The organism is Aeromonas sp. PS2Canimalfood6 (assembly GCF_048276795.1).
Taxonomy (GTDB): domain Bacteria; phylum Pseudomonadota; class Gammaproteobacteria; order Enterobacterales; family Aeromonadaceae; genus Aeromonas; species Aeromonas caviae.
The window spans coordinates 1-17,711 of sequence record NZ_JBLUXC010000066.1 but is presented as its reverse complement, the minus strand read 5'-3'; the positions used below and the strand labels follow the sequence as shown (position 1 = coordinate 17,711).

At 63.6% G+C, this 17,711-nt stretch carries 16 protein-coding genes; 11 read left to right on the top strand and 5 right to left on the bottom strand.

What is annotated here, in order from left to right; translation table 11 throughout:
- Nucleotides 1–141 precede the first annotated feature (141 nt).
- The 3 genes from ACNPAA_RS18560 to ACNPAA_RS18550 all read right to left on the bottom strand — a co-directional run bounded on the left by ACNPAA_RS18560 (nucleotide 142) and on the right by ACNPAA_RS18550 (nucleotide 3,915).
- Complete coding sequence (locus ACNPAA_RS18560; RefSeq protein ID WP_043153994.1) at nucleotides 142–2,121, bottom strand: bifunctional 2',3'-cyclic-nucleotide 2'-phosphodiesterase/3'-nucleotidase; 1,980 nt, start codon at nucleotides 2,119–2,121, stop codon at nucleotides 142–144.
- A gap of 128 nt (nucleotides 2,122–2,249) precedes the next feature.
- Nucleotides 2,250–2,870, bottom strand: a complete 621-nt coding sequence (gene lysE, locus ACNPAA_RS18555) for an L-lysine exporter (protein ID WP_041212291.1) — start codon at nucleotides 2,868–2,870, stop codon at nucleotides 2,250–2,252.
- A gap of 262 nt (nucleotides 2,871–3,132) precedes the next feature.
- Nucleotides 3,133–3,915, bottom strand: coding sequence for a LuxR family transcriptional regulator (locus ACNPAA_RS18550; protein WP_010672766.1), 783 nt, complete (start codon nucleotides 3,913–3,915; stop codon nucleotides 3,133–3,135).
- A 64-nt stretch (nucleotides 3,916–3,979) separates the two neighbouring features.
- Between ACNPAA_RS18550 and ACNPAA_RS18545 the strand changes: the two genes are divergently transcribed.
- The 8 genes from ACNPAA_RS18545 to ACNPAA_RS18510 all read left to right on the top strand — a co-directional run bounded on the left by ACNPAA_RS18545 (nucleotide 3,980) and on the right by ACNPAA_RS18510 (nucleotide 14,427).
- Nucleotides 3,980–4,609 carry an acyl-homoserine-lactone synthase gene (locus ACNPAA_RS18545; protein WP_029313613.1) on the top strand — a complete coding sequence of 210 codons (630 nt, stop codon included), beginning with the start codon at nucleotides 3,980–3,982 and terminating at the stop codon, nucleotides 4,607–4,609.
- A gap of 233 nt (nucleotides 4,610–4,842) precedes the next feature.
- Nucleotides 4,843–5,742, top strand: coding sequence for a LysR family transcriptional regulator ArgP (locus ACNPAA_RS18540; protein ID WP_200164317.1), 900 nt, complete (start codon nucleotides 4,843–4,845; stop codon nucleotides 5,740–5,742).
- 86 nt (nucleotides 5,743–5,828) lie between these two features.
- On the top strand, nucleotides 5,829–7,850 hold the full coding sequence (locus tag ACNPAA_RS18535; RefSeq protein ID WP_161470336.1) for an exoribonuclease II: 2,022 nt from the start codon (nucleotides 5,829–5,831) through the stop codon (nucleotides 7,848–7,850).
- A gap of 644 nt (nucleotides 7,851–8,494) precedes the next feature.
- Complete coding sequence (locus tag ACNPAA_RS18530) at nucleotides 8,495–10,423, top strand: PTS mannitol transporter subunit IICBA (protein WP_201872702.1); 1,929 nt, start codon at nucleotides 8,495–8,497, stop codon at nucleotides 10,421–10,423.
- Between the two features lie 37 nt (nucleotides 10,424–10,460).
- Nucleotides 10,461–11,606 (top strand): mannitol-1-phosphate 5-dehydrogenase, encoded by a 1,146-nt coding sequence (locus ACNPAA_RS18525; RefSeq protein WP_171865258.1) that lies wholly within the window; start codon nucleotides 10,461–10,463, stop codon nucleotides 11,604–11,606.
- A 96-nt stretch (nucleotides 11,607–11,702) separates the two neighbouring features.
- On the top strand, nucleotides 11,703–12,224 hold the full coding sequence (locus tag ACNPAA_RS18520) for an MltR family transcriptional regulator (protein ID WP_010672759.1): 522 nt from the start codon (nucleotides 11,703–11,705) through the stop codon (nucleotides 12,222–12,224).
- 94 nt (nucleotides 12,225–12,318) lie between these two features.
- On the top strand, nucleotides 12,319–14,109 hold the full coding sequence (locus ACNPAA_RS18515; RefSeq protein WP_103243800.1) for a cation:proton antiporter: 1,791 nt from the start codon (nucleotides 12,319–12,321) through the stop codon (nucleotides 14,107–14,109).
- A gap of 69 nt (nucleotides 14,110–14,178) precedes the next feature.
- Nucleotides 14,179–14,427 (top strand): hypothetical protein, encoded by a 249-nt coding sequence (locus ACNPAA_RS18510; RefSeq protein ID WP_010672757.1) that lies wholly within the window; start codon nucleotides 14,179–14,181, stop codon nucleotides 14,425–14,427.
- Nucleotides 14,428–14,463: 36 nt separating this feature from the next.
- Here the strand turns inward: ACNPAA_RS18510 and ACNPAA_RS18505 are convergent, their stop codons facing one another.
- Both ACNPAA_RS18505 and zntB read right to left on the bottom strand, forming a co-directional pair.
- On the bottom strand, nucleotides 14,464–14,982 hold the full coding sequence (locus tag ACNPAA_RS18505) for a mechanosensitive ion channel domain-containing protein (protein WP_010672756.1): 519 nt from the start codon (nucleotides 14,980–14,982) through the stop codon (nucleotides 14,464–14,466).
- 9 nt (nucleotides 14,983–14,991) lie between these two features.
- A complete protein-coding gene (zntB, locus tag ACNPAA_RS18500; protein ID WP_171865294.1) occupies nucleotides 14,992–15,957 on the bottom strand; it encodes a zinc transporter ZntB in 966 nt (321 codons plus the stop codon).
- Nucleotides 15,958–16,088: 131 nt separating this feature from the next.
- Here zntB and ACNPAA_RS18495 point away from each other — a divergent pair, with 131 nt between their 5' ends.
- The 3 genes from ACNPAA_RS18495 to ACNPAA_RS18485 all read left to right on the top strand — a co-directional run bounded on the left by ACNPAA_RS18495 (nucleotide 16,089) and on the right by ACNPAA_RS18485 (nucleotide 17,537).
- On the top strand, nucleotides 16,089–16,541 hold the full coding sequence (locus ACNPAA_RS18495; protein ID WP_039039769.1) for a YaiI/YqxD family protein: 453 nt from the start codon (nucleotides 16,089–16,091) through the stop codon (nucleotides 16,539–16,541).
- Between the two features lie 121 nt (nucleotides 16,542–16,662).
- On the top strand, nucleotides 16,663–16,932 hold the full coding sequence (locus ACNPAA_RS18490) for a PepSY domain-containing protein (protein WP_010672753.1): 270 nt from the start codon (nucleotides 16,663–16,665) through the stop codon (nucleotides 16,930–16,932).
- A 47-nt stretch (nucleotides 16,933–16,979) separates the two neighbouring features.
- Nucleotides 16,980–17,537 carry a cytochrome b/b6 domain-containing protein gene (locus ACNPAA_RS18485; protein ID WP_201872705.1) on the top strand — a complete coding sequence of 186 codons (558 nt, stop codon included), beginning with the start codon at nucleotides 16,980–16,982 and terminating at the stop codon, nucleotides 17,535–17,537.
- Nucleotides 17,538–17,711: the final 174 nt, after the last annotated feature.

Here is a 17,711-nt window from a genome sequence, read left to right as displayed (position 1 = left end):
ATATCAATATGATGCACGGCGACAGCAGGGTGATGGTGGTGGTGTGTTTGGAGACAGCCAGTTTACCAGCACCCTGTCTGTCAACTTCCACTTCCCCAAGATCCCGCGAAGAACCTTTTTTGTTGGCTGCCAGCGTCTGCCTTACTGGCGGATCAGGCGGTAGATGGCGTAGCCGGGGTGCTTGGCGTCATCCATCGGCAGGGTGGACTGGTACGACAGATCCGCCCCCGCCAGGGCCTTGGCCTCGTCGGTCGGCGAGGAGTAGAGGCGCACGTCCACGTTGGCGGGCAGGGCCTTCATGTGCCAGTTGTTGTTGGCCGCCGGGCTGAAGCCGGCCGGGTTGTCCGCAGACTGGGCCTTCAGGTACTGGGCGATGATCTCCCGCGTCTCGAAGGGATCTTCATGGACGATGTTGCTGCCGTCGATGCCCGGGAAGTGGCCGCCGCCGCTGGCGCGGTAGTTGTTGGTCACCACGTAGAACTTCTGGGCCGGGTCCACGGGCTGGCCGTTGAAGGTGAGGCCGCTGATGCGCTGGCCGTCGCTCACCTTGACCCCGTCCTTGCTGTAGCGGGCCGGCTGGGTGATGTCCACCTCGTAGCTGACCCCGTCAATCACATCGAAGTTGTAGGTGGGGAAGCTCTCGTTCACCAGCCACTGCACCCCGGTCTTGCCGGTGTCGATCTGGTTGAACTGGCCGGCGCTCATCTCCAGCCACTCCTTGACGGTGGCCCCGTTCACCTCGACCACCTGCAGGGTGTTCGGATAGATATAAAGGTCGGAGACGTTGCGCAGGGAGATGTCACCCTGGGCCACGTAGGTGAAGTCGTTGATGCCGTTGCGACCGCCACGGAAGGGGGCCGCCACCGAGAGGATCGGGTAGGACTCCTTGAGCAGGCCGTCTTGTTGCAATTGCTCCGCGTGGCGGCGCTGGGCATCGCTCACCAGCTGCACCGAGGGGTCGTCCTGCACCAGGGCGAAGAAGCTGTGGATGGGGGAGGTGATCTTGCCGAGCGGCTCGTCCAGCCACTGGTTGGTGGCGTCGTGGTCGGCCTGCACCAGGTCCACCACCCGCTGATCCACCGCACTGCCCTCGCTGGCGTCTATCTTGCGCAGGCTGGCCTGGCTCTGCTTCACCTGCCACTTGCCGTCCACCTGTTCCAGCTTGAGGTCGATGATGCCGAGGTGGTTGCCCCAGTAGCCGGGCATCACGGTGGGAATGCCGCTCAGGGTACCGGCCTGGTTGTCCACCTCCGGCAGATCCGGGAAGTCCCCGGGGAAGTTCTTGTGGGCGTGGCCCAGCATCAGGGCGTCCACCCCCTTCACCTTGGCCAGATGCCAGGCGGAGTTCTCCATCATGGCCTCATAGCTGCTGGCATTGATGCCGGTGTGAGCCACCACCACCACGATGTCGGCGCCCTTGGCGCGCAGCTCGGGCACATAGTGATTGGCGGTCTCGACCATGTCGGCCACCACCACCTTGCCCTCCAGATGACGCTTGTCCCACTGCAGCACCTGGGGCGGGGTCAGACCCAGGATGCCCACCTTGACGCGCTGGCGCTGGCCCTTGTCATCGGTCACCTCGCGCTCCAGCAGCAGATAGGGGGTGAACTTGTTGCCGCTCCAGTCAATTTGTCCCTTGGCATCACGCTTGAAGGCCCCCGCCTCGAACACGTTGGCGTTCACATAGGGGAAGTCGGCTCCCGCCAGTACCTTGCCAAGGTAGTCCAGGCCGTAGTTGAACTCGTGGTTGCCCAGGTTGCCCGCGTCGTAACCCAGCTCGTTCATCGCCTTGAACACCGGGTGCGCCTGCTTCTCGAGATAGCCGGCACCGGACTGCTCGAAGATGTAGTCCGCCAGCGGCGTGCCCTGAATGAGGTCACCATTGTCGAGCAGCAGGTTGTTGGGGTTCTCGGCGCGGGCGGCGCGGATCAGCAGGGCGGTGCGGGAGAGGCCGAACTTGCGATCCTCCTTGTTCTGGTAGTAGTCGTAGCCCAGCACGTTGGAGTGGATATCAGAGGTCTGGATCAGGCGCAGGGAGACGGTCCCCGGCTGCGCCTTGCTGTCATTCTCGTTGCTGCAGGCAGACAGCAGCACGATGGCGGCAATAGCCCCCAGCTTCATGGTGTTATTCACTGTTTTTTTCCCTTTTATTATGAGTAACGCTTTACCAGCGCCGGGAATTTAACAGACGAATATGTCAGCAGATGGCACCGGGACTCATTTTTATGAAGCCCGGCACAAAAATAGCCTCATGAGGCCGGTATGGCACCCAATGCCAGCTTGACCGCCAGCACCAGCATGATGAGACCTACAACAAGATCAATGGCTTGCTGCACCCGGCCCCGGGCAAGCCAGGGGGAGAGGGCGGCCGCCCCGAACGCCAGTCCGTAGAACCAGACCAGAGAAGCCAGCATAGCCCCCGCCGCGAAGGCGGGTCTGAGCTCCTCGGCAAACTGGCTGCCGAAGGAGCCAAGCAACATCAGGGTATCCAGGTAGACGTGGGGGTTGAGCAGAGTGACTCCGAGGGTCATGGCCAGCACGCTCTTCACCCCCATCAACCGGGGCGAGTCCGCCAGGGCCGCCTCCTGGCCGCGCCAGGCACTGCGCAGGGAACGGATACCGAACCAGCCGAGGAAGAGCACGCCGCCCCAGGTCAGCAGGGCCAGACCGATCGGGCTGGCTGCCAGCAGGTTGGCCCCGCCGAACACCCCGATGCCGATCAGCACGAGATCGCACAGGCAGCAGAGGGTCGCCGTCAGCAGGTGGTGATTGCGGTGAATGCCCCGGCTCAGCACGAAGGCATTCTGGGCCCCGATGGGGATGATCATGGCAAGGCCGAGGGTAAAGCCTTGCAGGGTGGTGGCGAACATGGAGATGCGTTCCTGTGAAAGTGAGAAACGCACTATAAGGGGGCACGGGCAATCAGAGAAATTCATTCATTTTCTGATGCATTCATAAAACTGATGAAAACCGGGCCGAAACCACACAAAGAAGGTTGTCAATTGCAGGATCTGACAATTGTGGGGTCACAGCCCCGCCCCGAGAATCGGCGGCAGGATGGGACGGCGCAGGACAGCGGTGATGGCGACAGAGGGGATGCCAGGCGACGAGCCGGTACCGCCGGGCCTGTATTCACTGCAGCAGGGAGGGGAAGTTGGTGACCACCACCTGCTCCAGGTTCGGCAGCAGGATGCCGCTGCTCACCCCCTTGGCGATGGCCTGGTAGCGGTTCATCGACCCCGTCTTGCGGGTGACCTGATTGAGGTGGTAGTTCACGGTGCGCTCCGTGATGCCGAGGATGCAGGCGATCTCCCCCGATGTCTTCCCTTCGCTGGCCCAGAACAGGCACTCGGTCTCCCGCTCCGTCAGGGGCTCCTGGGGATCGTCCTCCCTCATGCTCTGGCGCACGATCCGGATCGCCGCCTCGAAGATGTAGTTGGACATCCAGGAGAGGATGGGCGAGGACTCCAGCATCAGATCACTCGATGCCCGCTCCCGGGTAATGAAAGAGAGTATGCCGTTCTCCCCCGCCGCCCCGTGCAGCGGGAACGAGATGCCGTTGCGCAACCCGAATTCCGCCGCCAGCCCCATCACATCCATGCTCCCCTCTTGCAGGAAGCGCGCCTTCTCGTCCAGCCGGTTCCAGTAGATGGGCAGGGTCTGCCTGCGGGCGAGCTGGATGATGGGATCGCAGGCCAGCATGTTGTTCAGGGTGTAGGCCTGTACCCAGGAGTCGGGGCACTGGTTGAACAGCACCACCTTGGGCCTTTGCATCGACATGGGCAGGATGAGGGCGAAGCGGTAGTAGTCGTAACCCATTCCCAGGGTGAAGCGGCCGATGAGCTCGGACAGCCGGTTGCCATCGGTCACCAGCGTGAAATGTTCCAGGTACTCAAGCAGTTGGTCGCGTGTCATAGGCAAGCCTCCCCTGGCCAAGGCCTTGGATTATAGCGCCTAACCATGAAATGGAGAGACATGAATGCTTGTTTTCAAAGGAAAATTGAAAGAACACCCCAGATGGGAGGTCGAAAACGAGCTCTACCGATTTCGCAACCGCGTCTTCTCCGATCGACTCGGTTGGGACGTGGAATCCCGCCGTGGCCTGGAGCGGGACAACTTCGACAAGCCCGACACCCACTGGGTGCTGATTGAGGACAAGCAGGGGCTGTGCGGCTGCATCCGCCTGCTCAGCTGCGCCCAGGATTACATGCTGCCCAGCATCTTCCCCACCGCCCTCGCTGGCGAAGCCCCCCCGCGCGGCAACGACGTGTGGGAGCTGACCCGCCTCGCCATCGACGCCGACCGGGCCCCTCGCCTGGAGAACGGCATCAGCGAACTCACCTGCGTCATCTTCCGCGAGGTGCTGGCCTTCGCCAGGGAGCAGGGGATCCGCGAGCTGGTGGCCGTGGTCAGCCTGCCGGTGGAGCGCATCTTCCGCCGCCTCGGCCTGCCCATCGAGCGCCTCGGCCATCGCCAGGCGGTGGATCTGGGGGCCGTGCGCGGGGTCGGCATCCGCTTCCACCTGGACGAGCGTTTCGACCGCGCCGTTCATCGCCCCCTGCAGGGCCATTACCGGCCGGCGGGGGATGCTCTGCTCGCCGTCATCTGAGCAAAAAAAGTCCCGGGACCGGCCCGGGATTCAAGACGCTCGCTATGGTCCGTTTCCACCCCATGCAAAAACGGACCGGGTGAGTATCTTATGAATCTCATGTCAGGGCTACTGTCACATCTCACAGGGGCGGCCCCGGGCACGGGCCCCCTCCATGGGGGCGGTCAGGTTGTCCTCTGGCGCTCCCTTGAGTAGCATTCTTGCTGAACTCCCTTTTTTCATAAGGAATGCTGATGAAGACGCTGGACTACAAGCTGCTGCTGGCCCTGGACGCGGTGATCCGGGAGCAAAACTTCGAGCGTGCCGCCCAGCACCTGCACATCACCCAGTCCGCCATCTCCCAGCGCATCAAGCAGCTGGAGCAGCAGTTTGCGGAGCCGCTCATCATCCGCAGCCAGCCGCTGCAGGCCACGGGGCTCGGCCAGAAGCTGCTGGCCCACTATCGCCAGGTGCGCCAGCTGGAGCTGGAGCTGGCCGGCGAGCTCTCCCCCGACGAGCCCAGGGCCCCCATCCGGGTCAGCATCGCCGTCAATGCCGACAGCCTGGCTACCTGGTTCCTGCCCGCCCTGGCGCCACTGCTGGAGCAATACCCCATCGAGCTGAACCTGCTGGTGGATGACGAGAGCCGCACCCTGGACCGGGTACGCGAGGGGCAGGCGTTCGGCGCCGTCAGCCTGCAACCCCAGCCGCTGGCGGGCTGCTGCGTCGACGAACTCGGCGAGATGCGCTATCTGCTCACCGCCAGCCCCGCCTTCGTCGCCCGCCACTTCCCGAACGGCCTCACGGCGGCGGCCCTGGCCAAGGCGCCAGCGGTGGCCTTCGATCAGCGCGACGACATGCACATCAGCTACATGGCCCGTCATTTCGCCCTCCCCCCCGGTGGCTACCCCTGCCACACGGTGCGATCCTCCGAGGCCTTCGTCGCCATGGCGGAGCAGGGGCTGGCCTGCTGCCTCATCCCGGAATTGCAGATCCGCCAGCAACTGGAAGAGGGGCGCCTGCTCGATCTCAACCCGGATCACCACCTGGTCGAGCAGCTCTACTGGCACCGCTGGGTGCTGGAGCGGGGGCTGCACAAGCAGATATCCCAGCGCCTTATCCAGCAGGGGCGACGGGCACTGCAACCCCGTTGAGGGGGCCATTCACCTTGGCTTTGGGGGGGTAAAAACGTATAGTGCTGGGCGATTAACCATCAGGTCTCCACTCAGGTTCCCCATTTATGTTCCAAGACAATCCGCTGCTGGCCCAGCTCAAGCAACAAATCCGCGAAAACATCCCCAAGAAAGAGGGTGTGATCCGCGCCTCCGATCGGGGCTTCGGCTTCCTGGAGGTCGATGAGAAGACCAGCTATTTCGTGCCGCCTCCCTACATGAAGAAGGTGATGCACGGTGACCGGGTGAGCGCCCTGATCCGCACTGAAAAAGAGAAAGAGGTGGCCGAGCCGGATGCCCTGCTGGAGCAGGCCGTCACCCGCTTCGTCGGCCGCGTCAAGATGTTCCGCGACCGCCTCAACGTGGTGCCCGACCACCCCCTCATCAAGGACGCCATCAAGGCCCGCGCCAAGAAGGGTCTGGACGAGAAATCCTTCAAGGAAGGGGACTGGGTGGTCGCCACCCTCAAGCGCCATGCCCTGGTAGACGGCAACTTCTCCGCCGAGATCACCCAGCTCATCGCCACCCAGGAAGATCACAACGTGCCCTGGTGGGTGGTGCTGGCGCGCCACAACCTGGCCCAGATTGAACCGGCGGACCTGCCGGAGTGGAAGGTGATCGAAGAGGAAGAGCTGCCCCGCCGGGATCTGACCCAGGTTCCCTTCTTCACCATCGACGGTGCCAAGACCAAGGACATGGACGATGCCCTGGCCATCACCAAGCTGGAGAACGGCTGGGAGCTGCTGGTGGCCATCGCCGACCCGACCGCCTATGTGGCCGAGGGGAGCGAGCTGGACAAGGAGGCCGCCCAGCGCGCCTTCACCGTCTACATGCCGGGGCGCAACGTACCCATGATCCCGCGCACCCTCTCCGACGAGCTCTGCTCCCTGAAAGAGGGCGAGGAGCGCAACACCCTGTGCGCCCGTCTGCTCATCGCCGAGGACGGCCTGCTGCTGGAGGAGACCGAGTTCTTCGCCGCCCGCATCGTCTCACATGCCCGTCTCAGCTATGACGACGTCTCCGACTGGGCCGAGCACGGCAAAGCGCTGGCCATCGACGCCGGCGTCCTGGCCCAGCTGCCCCTGATGAAGGCGATGACGGAGGCCCGCATCAAGTGGCGCACCGAGCATGCCCTGGTGTTCCCGGACAGACCCGACTACGACTTCGAGCTGGGTGAAGACGGCGAAGTGCTGGCCATCCACGTGGAGCCACGCCGCATCGCCAACCGCATGGTGGAAGAGTCGATGATCGCCGCCAACATCTGCGCCGGCCGCGTGCTGGGCAAAGAGGTCGGCTACGGCATCTTCAACGTCCACACCGGCTTTGACGAGGAGTCCCTGGACGGCGCCATCGAGCTGCTCAAGACCGCCGAGGCCCCGTTCGAGAAGGAAGAGATCGCGAGTCTCTCCGGCTTCTGCGCCCTGCGCCGCTGGATAGACAACCTGGACACCCGCTGGCTGGACGGCAAGATCCGCCGCTTCCAGAGCTATGCCCTGATGTCCGCCGAACCGGGTGCCCACTACGGCCTGGGTCTGGATGCCTACGCCACCTGGACCTCCCCCATCCGCAAATACGGCGACATGGTCAACCATCGCCTGCTCAAGGCGGTCATCGCCGGCAAGACCCCGGGTGAGCGCCCCAGCCTGGAGCTGACCGAGCACCTGACCGCCTGCCGCCGCCTGCACCGCATGGTGGAGCGCGACATCGGCGACTGGCTCTATGTGCGCTACCTCAAGGCCGATGCGGGCACCGACAAGGTGTTCAACGCCGAGATCATCGACGTGATGCGCGCCGGCCTCAAGCTGCGCCTGCAGGAGAACGGCGCCGTGGTCTTCATGCCCGCCCGCCATATCCTGGACAACAAGGATCGGCTGGAGTGCAACTGGGACAACGGCCGCGTCTATCTGGACAAGACCGAGGTGGTCTACGAGCTCGGCCAGATCATCGAGGTGAAGCTGACCGAGGCGGTGGAAGAGACCCGCTCCCTCATCGCCAAGCCGGCGGTGGATCTGGTGCCGGGTCCGGCGCCGGTCGCTCCTGCCAGCGAGGCCGATGCAGCGCCTGCCGACGAGGCCCCCAAGGCGCAGTGATCCCCCTGCTTGTCTGCTCTGCAAAAGCCCGCATCCTGCGGGCTTTTTTTATGGCTGCGCTCCGCGGGCAGACGGAATGGGAGACCCGCTCACAGGCCCCAGCCTGCGTCGCTACCGGCAGGGAGGATCGAGACGGGAGCGGATCAGGATCCGCCACCCGGGCGTCACAAGAGGCCTTGTCGAAACCGATCCTCTCGGGGGAAAAACTGAAAGTGGGTTACAAAATAAATGATTCATTGGTGATTAACGATGAACTACGGCATATCCATCGTCATTACTTGCGAATACGAGGCGACAAATCATGACTCATTTGAGTGCAAAATTTGATTTTGTGACGACAGTCACGTTGACACCGTATTTGCTCAAACCGCAAAACGAGACATCAATCACAAAAAATTGACACCCAGAGGCGAGAAGATCGAAATGTAGCCGAAATACAGCGACTGAATGTGATCGTCATCACTATGTCGGGAGGGGGGATGTCGGGGTATTTGAGATCCAGGTCACAAGACACCCCGTTTTCAGCCTAATTTGATCACAAGCTGGTAGATTGAAGTTGCTTAGACGACTGGGATGGGAGTTCGGCAAAACTCGTCATCCCGACTACCACTTTTAATCACACAGGCTTAAAACGGGGTCCCGACATGTTATCACCGGATACCAAAGTCAAGATACAGAATTTTGGACGCTTCCTGTCCAATATGGTCATGCCCAACATAGGCGCCTTCATCGCCTGGGGCTTCATCACCGCCCTCTTCATCCCCACTGGCTGGCTGCCCAATGAAACCTTGGCCAAGCTGGTCGGTCCCATGATCACCTACCTGCTGCCGCTGCTCATCGGCTATACCGGCGGCAAGCTGATCGGGGGGGACCGGGGTGCCGTGGTCGGTGCCATCACCACCATGGGCGTCATCGTGGGGACCGACATCCCCATGTTCATGGGCGCCATGATGGTCGGCCCGCTGGGTGGCTGGGCCATCAAGCGCTTCGACAAGGCGATGGAAGGTCGCGTCAAGAGCGGCTTCGAGATGCTGGTGAACAACTTCTCCGCTGGCATCATCGGCATGTTGCTCGCCATTCTCGCCTTCTTCGTCATCGGTCCCTTCGTCAAGGTGCTCTCCGGCGTGCTGGCGAGCGGTGTCGGCTTCCTGGTCGCCCACAGCCTGCTGCCGCTGACCTCCATCTTCGTCGAGCCGGCCAAGATCCTGTTCCTGAACAACGCCATCAACCACGGCATCTTCTCGCCGCTCGGGATCCAGCAAGCCACCGAACAGGGCCGCTCCATCTTCTTCCTGATCGAAGCCAACCCGGGCCCGGGCATGGGCGTGCTGCTGGCCTACATGGTGTTCGGCCGTGGCGCCGCCAAGCAGTCCGCTGCCGGTGCGTCCATCATCCACTTCTTCGGCGGCATCCACGAAATCTACTTCCCGTACGTGCTGATGAACCCGCGCCTCATCCTGGCGGTGATCGCAGGCGGCATGACCGGGGTCTTCACCCTGACCCTGTTCAACGCCGGTCTGGTCTCCCCCGCCTCCCCGGGCTCCATCTTCGCCGTGCTGCTGATGACGCCGAAAGCCTCCCTCATCGGGGTGCTGCTCTCCATCGTCGCCTCCGCCACCGTCTCCTTCCTGGTCGCCGCCGTGTTCGTCCGTGCCCAGCAGCCGGAAGCCGACGAGGCCGATGCCCTGGGTGAAGCCACCCGCAAGATGAAGGCCATGAAGGGTGCCAAGCCCGAGACCACCGCCGCCAAGAAGCCGGAAACCGAGCTGACCGCAGTGCGCAACATCGTCGTCGCCTGCGATGCGGGCATGGGCTCCAGCGCCATGGGCGCCGGCATGCTGCGCAAGCGGGTGCAGGCCGCCGGTCTCGACATCAGCGTCACCAACCGTGCCATCAACAACCTGGACGATCAGGTGGATCTGGTCATCACCCACAAGGATCTCACCGACCGTGCCCGTCGCCATGCGCCGCATGCACAGCACATTTCGCTGACCAACTTCCTCGACAACGCCCTCTATCAGGAGCTGGTGCAGAACCTCAGCCTGGCCAACGCGGCCAACGATGACGTCGCCAACCCGCAACTGCTGGTGGCGGCCAACGACGACAGCTACGAGCCGCAGGAGCCGGAAGTCTTCACCCTGAGCCTGCAGGACGTGCACCTGGGCCTCAAGGCCGAGAGCAAGGAAGCGGCCATCGTGACAGCCGGCAAGCTGCTGGCCGAGCGAGGCTATGTGGCACCGGACTACGTCGACGCCATGCTGGAGCGCGAACAGCTGGTCTCCACCTACCTCGGCGAATCCATCGCCGTGCCCCACGGCACCATCGCCGCCAAGGAGCACGTGAAGCGTACCGGCATCGTCATCTGCCAGTACCCGGCCGGAGTCGCCTTCGGCGAGGGCGCCGATGAAGTGGCGCGCCTGGTCATCGGCATTGCCGCCCGCAACGATGAACACATACAGGTCATAACCCGCCTGACCAATGCACTGGATGAGCCCGGTCTCGTCGACCGTCTGGCCAGCACCCAGGATCCCCAGGAGTTCCTGGATCTGCTGGGGGCCGAGCAGGCCGCGTAATCATCCGTCATCGTCTTTGGTTGTAGAGGTTAATATCATGAAAACATTGCATTTTGGTGCCGGCAACATCGGTCGGGGCTTCATCGGCAAACTGCTGGCTGACGCCAGCCATCAGGTCACCTTCGCCGATGTCAACGAGACCCTGATCGACCAGCTCAACCACCGCCAGGAGTACAAGGTGCACGTGGTGGGCACGGATCAGAAGCTGGACGTGGTGCGCAACGTTGCCGCCGTCAGCTCGGCCGGACACGAGGTGATCGCCCGTATCATCACCGCCGATCTGGTCACCACGGCGGTCGGCCCCAACATCTTGGACAAGATTGCCAGCACCCTGGCCAAGGGGCTGCAGGCCCGCTTCGATGCCGGCAACCTGACTCCCCTCAACGTCATCGCCTGCGAGAACATGGTGCGCGGCACCAGCCACCTCAAGGAGGAGGTACTCAAGTACCTGCCGGTCGCGTATCATGCCACCCTCGAGCAGTGCGTCGGCTTCGTCGACTCGGCGGTGGATCGCATCGTTCCGCCCGCCGCGGCGAACGACGATCCCCTGGAGGTGACGGTGGAGAGCTTCAGCGAGTGGATCGTCGATCGGACCCAGTTCAAGGGGGAGTTGCCCCAGGTGGCAGGCATGGAGCCCACCGACAACCTGATGGCCTTCGTCGAGCGCAAGCTGTTCACCCTCAACACCGGCCACATCGTCACCGCCTACCTCGGCAAGCTCAGGGGCTATCACACCGTGCGCGAGGCGATCGAGGATCCGCTGATCCGCAGCAAGGTGCGCCGCGCCATGGAGGAGAGCGGGGCCGTGCTGGTGAAACGCTACGGCTTCGACCCGCGCCTGCACGCCGCCTACATCGAGAAGATCCTCTCCCGCTTCGCCAACCCCTATCTGGTGGACGAGATTGACAGGGTCGGTCGCCAGCCGCTGCGCAAGCTGGCGGCGGGGGACAGACTGGTGACGCCGCTGCTCGGCACCCTGGAATACGGCCTGCCGAGCGATCACCTGCAGGAGGGCATCGCCGCCGCACTGCATTACCGCAATGAGGACGATCCCCAGGCGGTGGAGCTGCAGGCCATGCTGGCGGAACTTGGTCCGGCACGGACCCTGGCCCGCGTCACCGGCCTGGATGAGCACAGCGATGTGGTACGCACCATCGTCGCCCGTTACAACAACTTGAAGTGACCTGATGGGGTGGCGTCACACCGCCCGTGACGGACCCCATACGATACAAACCGGGGGAGGCCTGCTCTCCCCCTGTCAGCCGGACCCGAAGCACTTATGACCACACACCAGGAAGATGAAGTACTGGAGCGACTGAACGAGCAGGATGGCCCCCGCGGCTTCTTTCTCGAGGTCGTGACCATCCTGGAAGAGGCGGTCGACTCCCTGATGCGGCGAGCCTTTCGTCAGGAGGAGTATGCCGTCAAATACGCCATCGAACCCCTGCTCAACCAGAGCGGCCCCCTCGGCCAGCTGGAGGTGCGCCTCAAGCTCATCTTCGCCCTCGGCCTCATCTCCCTCGAGCGCTATCAGGATCTCGAGGCGTACCTGAAGATCCGCGACTTTCTGGTACGCGACCCCAAGGATTACCGCTTCAGCGACAAGCCGGTCCGCGATCTGCTCGAGCGCCTGAATGCCATCCAGCAGGGCAGCATGATGCCGCAGGATCCCCCGGCCAACGAGGAGGACTGGCCCCTCTACCAGATGCAGCTCAACCGGCTCGATCAGATGGTGCGCTCCGCCCTGGTGCTGGCGGTGACCGATTGCGTCACCGAACTCCACAAAGAGAGCCCCATCTGATCTGAGCGGCTCTCTCCTGCACGCCTGGCGGGTGTCATCTTGCCCCCCTTCCCCGCTACACTAGGTCCAACCCCATCACCTGTACGAGGTTGGCATGATTGCTCTCTCCCTCGCCGGAATAGCCCTCATCTCCCTGCTCGCCCAATGGCTTGCCTGGTCCGTGCGCGTTCCCGCCATTTTGTTCCTGCTGCTGAGCGGCCTATTGCTCGGCCCGGTGACCGGTCTGCTCGATCCCGATCAGTTGCTGGGGGATCTGCTGTTTCCCCTGGTTTCCCTCTCGGTCGCCATCATCCTGTTTGAAGGGGCGCTGACCCTGCACCTGACCGAACTCAAGGGGATCGGCAAGGTGGTACGCAACCTCTGCTCCACCGGCATGGTGACCAGCTTTGCCGTCATCGGCGCCGCCAGCTACTTCCTGCTTGGGCTGGACTGGCGGGTCGCCATGGTGCTCGGCGCCGTGCTGGTAGTGACCGGCCCCACGGTGATCGCCCCCATGCTCAACGTGATCCGCCCGGTCCGGGAGGTGGACAAGATCCTTCGCTGGGAGGGGATCGTCATCGACCCCATCGGCGCCCTGTTCGCGGTACTGGTGTTCGAGGCGGTGCGCCTCGGCAGCCAGGGGGATCTGGTCGGTCATACCCTGCTGGCCCTGGCCAAGACGGTGGGAGTGGGGTCGCTCATCGGGGTCGGTGCCGGCTGGCTCACCACCCTGCTCATCCGCAAGGACTGGCTGCCGGTCAGCCTGCACAAGTTCGGGGTACTGGCGCTGGTGCTGGTGACCTTCACCCTGTCTGACTGGCTCAGTCACGAATCCGGCCTGCTGGCGGTGACCGTGTTCGGCATCTGGCTCGCCAACCAGGAGGGGCTGGATCTGGAGGAGGTGCTGGCCTTCAAGGAGGATCTCGCCGTCATTCTCATCTCCTCCCTCTTCATCCTGCTGGCGGCCCGCCTCGATCTGGCCCAGCTCTGGCAGCTCGGCCCCATGGTGCTGGCCCTGCTGTGCGTGGTGCAGTTCGTGGCCCGCCCGCTCTGCATCCTGGTCTCGACCCGGGGGTCGGACCTGCCCTGGCGCGCCCGCGCCCTGCTCGCCTGGATAGCCCCCCGGGGCATAGTGGCGGCGGCGGTCAGCGCCTCCTTCGCCATCAGCATGCACGAGGCCGGCATCAAGGATGCCGACAAGCTGGTGCCCCTGGTGTTTGCGGTCATCATCTTCACCGTGGTGCTGCAGAGCCTGACGGCCACGCCATTGGCCAGATTGCTCGACATGCGCCAGAGCGCCCCCAATGTCTGGCTGCTCATCGGCGCCAACTCGGTGGCCCGGGCCATCGGCAAGGCGCTGGCGGATCAGGGGATCCCGGTGCAGCTCTCCGATCCTGCCTGGGAGCACTGCAAGCTGGCCCGCATGAGCGGCCTGCCCTGCTACTTCGGCAACCCCCAGTCGGAGCACGCCGAGCGGCACCTGCCCCTCACCAGCATCAGCACCGTGCTGGCGCTCTCTCCCAGCCGCCACAACAACGCCCTCGGGGTGCTGCACTTCGCCCACCTCTACGGGGAGGAGAAGGTCCACTCCCTGCGTTCCAGCGAACAGCACGGCAAGGCCAACCGGGAGAGCGCCACCTTCCGTGCCCGCCAGAACCTGTTCGGCGCCGACATCAACTTCGCCAGGCTGAGCGGCCTGCTGAGCCGGGGCGGGCAGATCAAGGCGACCCGCCTGAGCGACACCTTCGACTGGGACCAGTATCAGGATGCCAATCCCGGCGCCATTCCTCTGTTCGTGCTGGATGCCAAGGCCAGACCCAGGGTGGTCACCGGCCCTGTCACGCCGCTGCCCGGAGAGCTGCTGATCGCCCTGCAACCACCCCGGGAGGGGGTGACTGCGCCCTGATCCGATGACGGCGCCACCGGGAAGGAGAACTAGACTTGAGGGTGGCGCCATGAGTCATAGGAGGATGTCATGACAGTCAGTGAATTGCGCGCGCTTCACCAGCAGCACAGATTCAAGGAGGCGGAGATCATGCACGACATCGTCTCCCCCGGCTGGATCGTGGAGTTCAGGGGGCAGGACGGCCACCTCTACGTGATGACGGACACCCTGGGGTGCCCCATGAGCTTCTCGTCCACCGAGGAGGCACGGGACCACATCCACCTGGTGGCCGACTGCCCCGTCCAGGTCGAGCACCTCTACCGCTTCTTCGAACGCTGAACAGCCATCGAAAAAGGCTCCCGAGGGAGCCTTTTCTCATTCCGGCTGCGTGGACTCAGCCTCCTTTCCCTCCAGCCGCCTCACCGGCTTTTGCAGAATAAGGTTCGCCGGATAGGTGACCAGATCGCCGTTGTCATCCCGCACCCGCACGTAGAAGAGGCCGATCTCGGTGATGATGCCGGTGACAGAGTCATCCTTGTCGAGGATGCGGATGCGATCGCCAATCTTGTAGGGGAAGGCGAAGAAGATGGTGATGCTGGCGGTGATGTTGGAGAGGATCGACCACTGGGCCACCATGGCGACCCCCAGTACCGCGAAGAAGGAGGAGGCGAGCACCACCAGCCGGGAGAAGTCGAGCCCCCAGACCCCGGCCAGGATCAGCAGGGTGGCGCAGCCCAGCAGGAAGTGGAATACGTGCTCCACGTAGATCACCCGGTTCTCGCTCACCTGCCGGCTCTGGCCAAGGGCCATCAGGCTCTTGTGAATGAGGCCGCGCACCAGGGTGTGCCCCAGCAACAGCAGCAGGGTCACGCCAAAAGATTCCCATGTCGTCATGTTCACCCCTTACCACCAGCGCCTGTGCTTGAGCCAGACCGCCAGTCCGGTCGCCAGCACCAGCAGGAAGCCACAGAACACCCAGAAGGCGGTCGGACTCTCGGCCCCGGGGATCCCCCCCAGGTTGATGCCGAACAGGCCGGTCAGGAAGCTGGCGGGCAGGAACAGCAGCGCCATCACCGACATCTGGTAGGCACGGCGGTTGGTCGCCTCCGCCATCAGGTTGTTGATCTCGTCCGCCAGCACGGCGGTGCGCGCCACCCCGGCATCCAGATCGTCGAGCCAGCGCCGCAAGCGGTCGGCGATGTCGAGCAGGCGTCGCCTGTCATCTTCGTCCAGCCAGCTGATCTTCTCGTTGGCCAGGCGCGCCACCAGATCCCGCTGGGGGGAGAGGTAGCGACGGATCATGATGAGCTGCTTGCGGATGCGCGCAAGCCGACCGTTGGCGGGCAGGTCGCGCATCAGCACCATCTCTTCCAGATCCAGGATCTGGTCGTGCAGCTCCTCGACGAACTCCCCGGCCCGGTCGGTCAGGGCGTCGCATATCTCCACCAGCCAGTCGGCGGGAGTGTCGGCACCGCCCCCCAGCGACAGCTGCTCGAACACATCTTTCTCGGAGAGCAGCGGACGACGTCGGCTGCTGATGATGAGATCCGGCGTGATGAAGATCCGCAGGGCCACCATCTCTTCAGGCCTGTGATCCTTGTTGTGGTTGATGCCGCGCAGGATCAGCAGCACCGTCTCCCCCATCCGCACCAGCTTGGGACGATTGCTCTGGCCGAGCAGGGCCTCCCGGGCCGCCTCCCCCAGCAGCGGCGTCTGCAGCAGCCAGCGCGCCGACTCCGGGTTGCCGTAGTCCAGATGCAGCCAGCCGGGCTGGGCACCGGGGATCTCGCTACCTTCGGCCAGCGGGGTCATGCCCCCCTTGCCGTCCAGGGTCAGGCCATAAATCACGTCACCGGGCACCCGATCCATCTCGTCTCCTTCTCGTTTCATGTGCAGGCCCCAGCTTACACCAAAGGCGGGGACGACTCAGCCCCGGGGCAGCCGCCCCGCACCAGCCATGCTAAGATGCGCCACCCGTTCCAGACACAGGAAGCCATGCCATGCCCATCTGGGTTGATGCCGATGCCTGCCCCATCCCGGTCAAGGAGATCCTCTACCGCGCCGCCCACCGCGCCCAGGTGGTGACCACGCTAGTGGCCAACCAGGGACTCAGAGTCCCCCCCTCCCCCTTCATCAAGACCCAGCAGGTGGAGAAGGGCTTCGATGTGGCAGATCATGTCATCGCCCAGCAGGTCAAGCCAGGCGACCTGGTGATCACCGGCGACATTCCCCTCGCCTCCTGGGTCATCGACGCCGGGGGCGAGGCGCTCAATCCCCGGGGCGAGATCTACACCCGGGAGACCATCCAGGCACGGCTCGGGATGCGCAACTTCATGGAGGAGCTGCGCTCTGCCGGCGTCCAGACCGGTGGCCCTGCGCCCTTCAACGCCGCCGACAAGCAGCGCTTCGCCAATGCGCTGGACAAGTGGCTGGTCAGGGGCAAGCTGAGCTGATCACCCTCTCCCCGGCCCACCGCCGGGGAGAGCCATTCATTTCCCTTTTCCCTTAATTCTTCCTTAATGCTCCTTGATTAGCCTTGCGACTGTTGACCCAACCACCCGCAAGGAGCAAGCAATGAAACTAACCCCCCTGTTGTTACTGATCCCCCTGTTGAGCGGCGCAGCCCTGGCCGACCCCCAATGCACCCAGGCCGACAAGAGCAAGTGGATGAGCGAAGCCGACGCCCAGCAGCAGATCAAGGCGATGGGCTACGACATCAAGAAGTTCAAGGCCACCAAGACCGGCTGCTACGAGATCTACGGCTGGGACAAGGAGAAGCGCAAGGTCGAGATCTACTTCGACCCGACCGACCTGAAAAAGGTGAAAGAAGAGATCGACGAGTAACGCCGCCCCGGCCGGTCTTCCCCCGGCCCCCACCATGGAGCCTTGCCATGACACCTGCCTCTGAAGTGAAAGTCTGGGATCCCCTCATCCGGGTGTTTCACTGGGCGACCGTCACCCTCTGCCTGCTCAACTTCTTCGTGCTGGAAGAGGTCAGCAAACCCCACAGATATGCTGGCTACGCGGTGGGCATCCTGCTCATCATCCGCCTGCTGTGGGGGCTGATCGGCCCCTATTACGCCCGCTTCGGCCAGTGGTGGCCAACCCCTGCCCGGGTCCGCTACTACCTGCGCCAGCTCGCCCAGGGGCGCCACCCCTACTACCTCGGCCACAATCCGGTCGGCTCCCTGATGATCTGGCTGCTGCTGCTGTCCCTGGTCGGGACCGTCGTCACCGGCTGGCTCACCACCTGGGATGCCTTCTGGGGCGAGGAGTGGCTGGAGGAGCTGCACGGCATCATCGCCAACACCCTGATGGCCGCCGTTGGCGTCCATGCGGCAGTGGTACTCCTGACCGATCGCCTCACCCGCAGCGATTTGGTCCGCGCCATGGTGCTGGGCAAAAAGCGGGTCCCCGCCAACATCAAGGTGGAAGACCCCCGCGCTTGATGGCCGGGCTGCCGACCAGTCCCCTCCTCTGTTCACCCGCTCATCTGCCCAAAAAAATCTATGGTCACCCCCTTTTTTGCAACCTTGATTTCGGGTGTTGTGGTTGGCTTGCTTAAATCTATCCGGCGTCTTGATGGAGAATGTTCTCCGCGCCACGATGAGAATCGCGCCTGA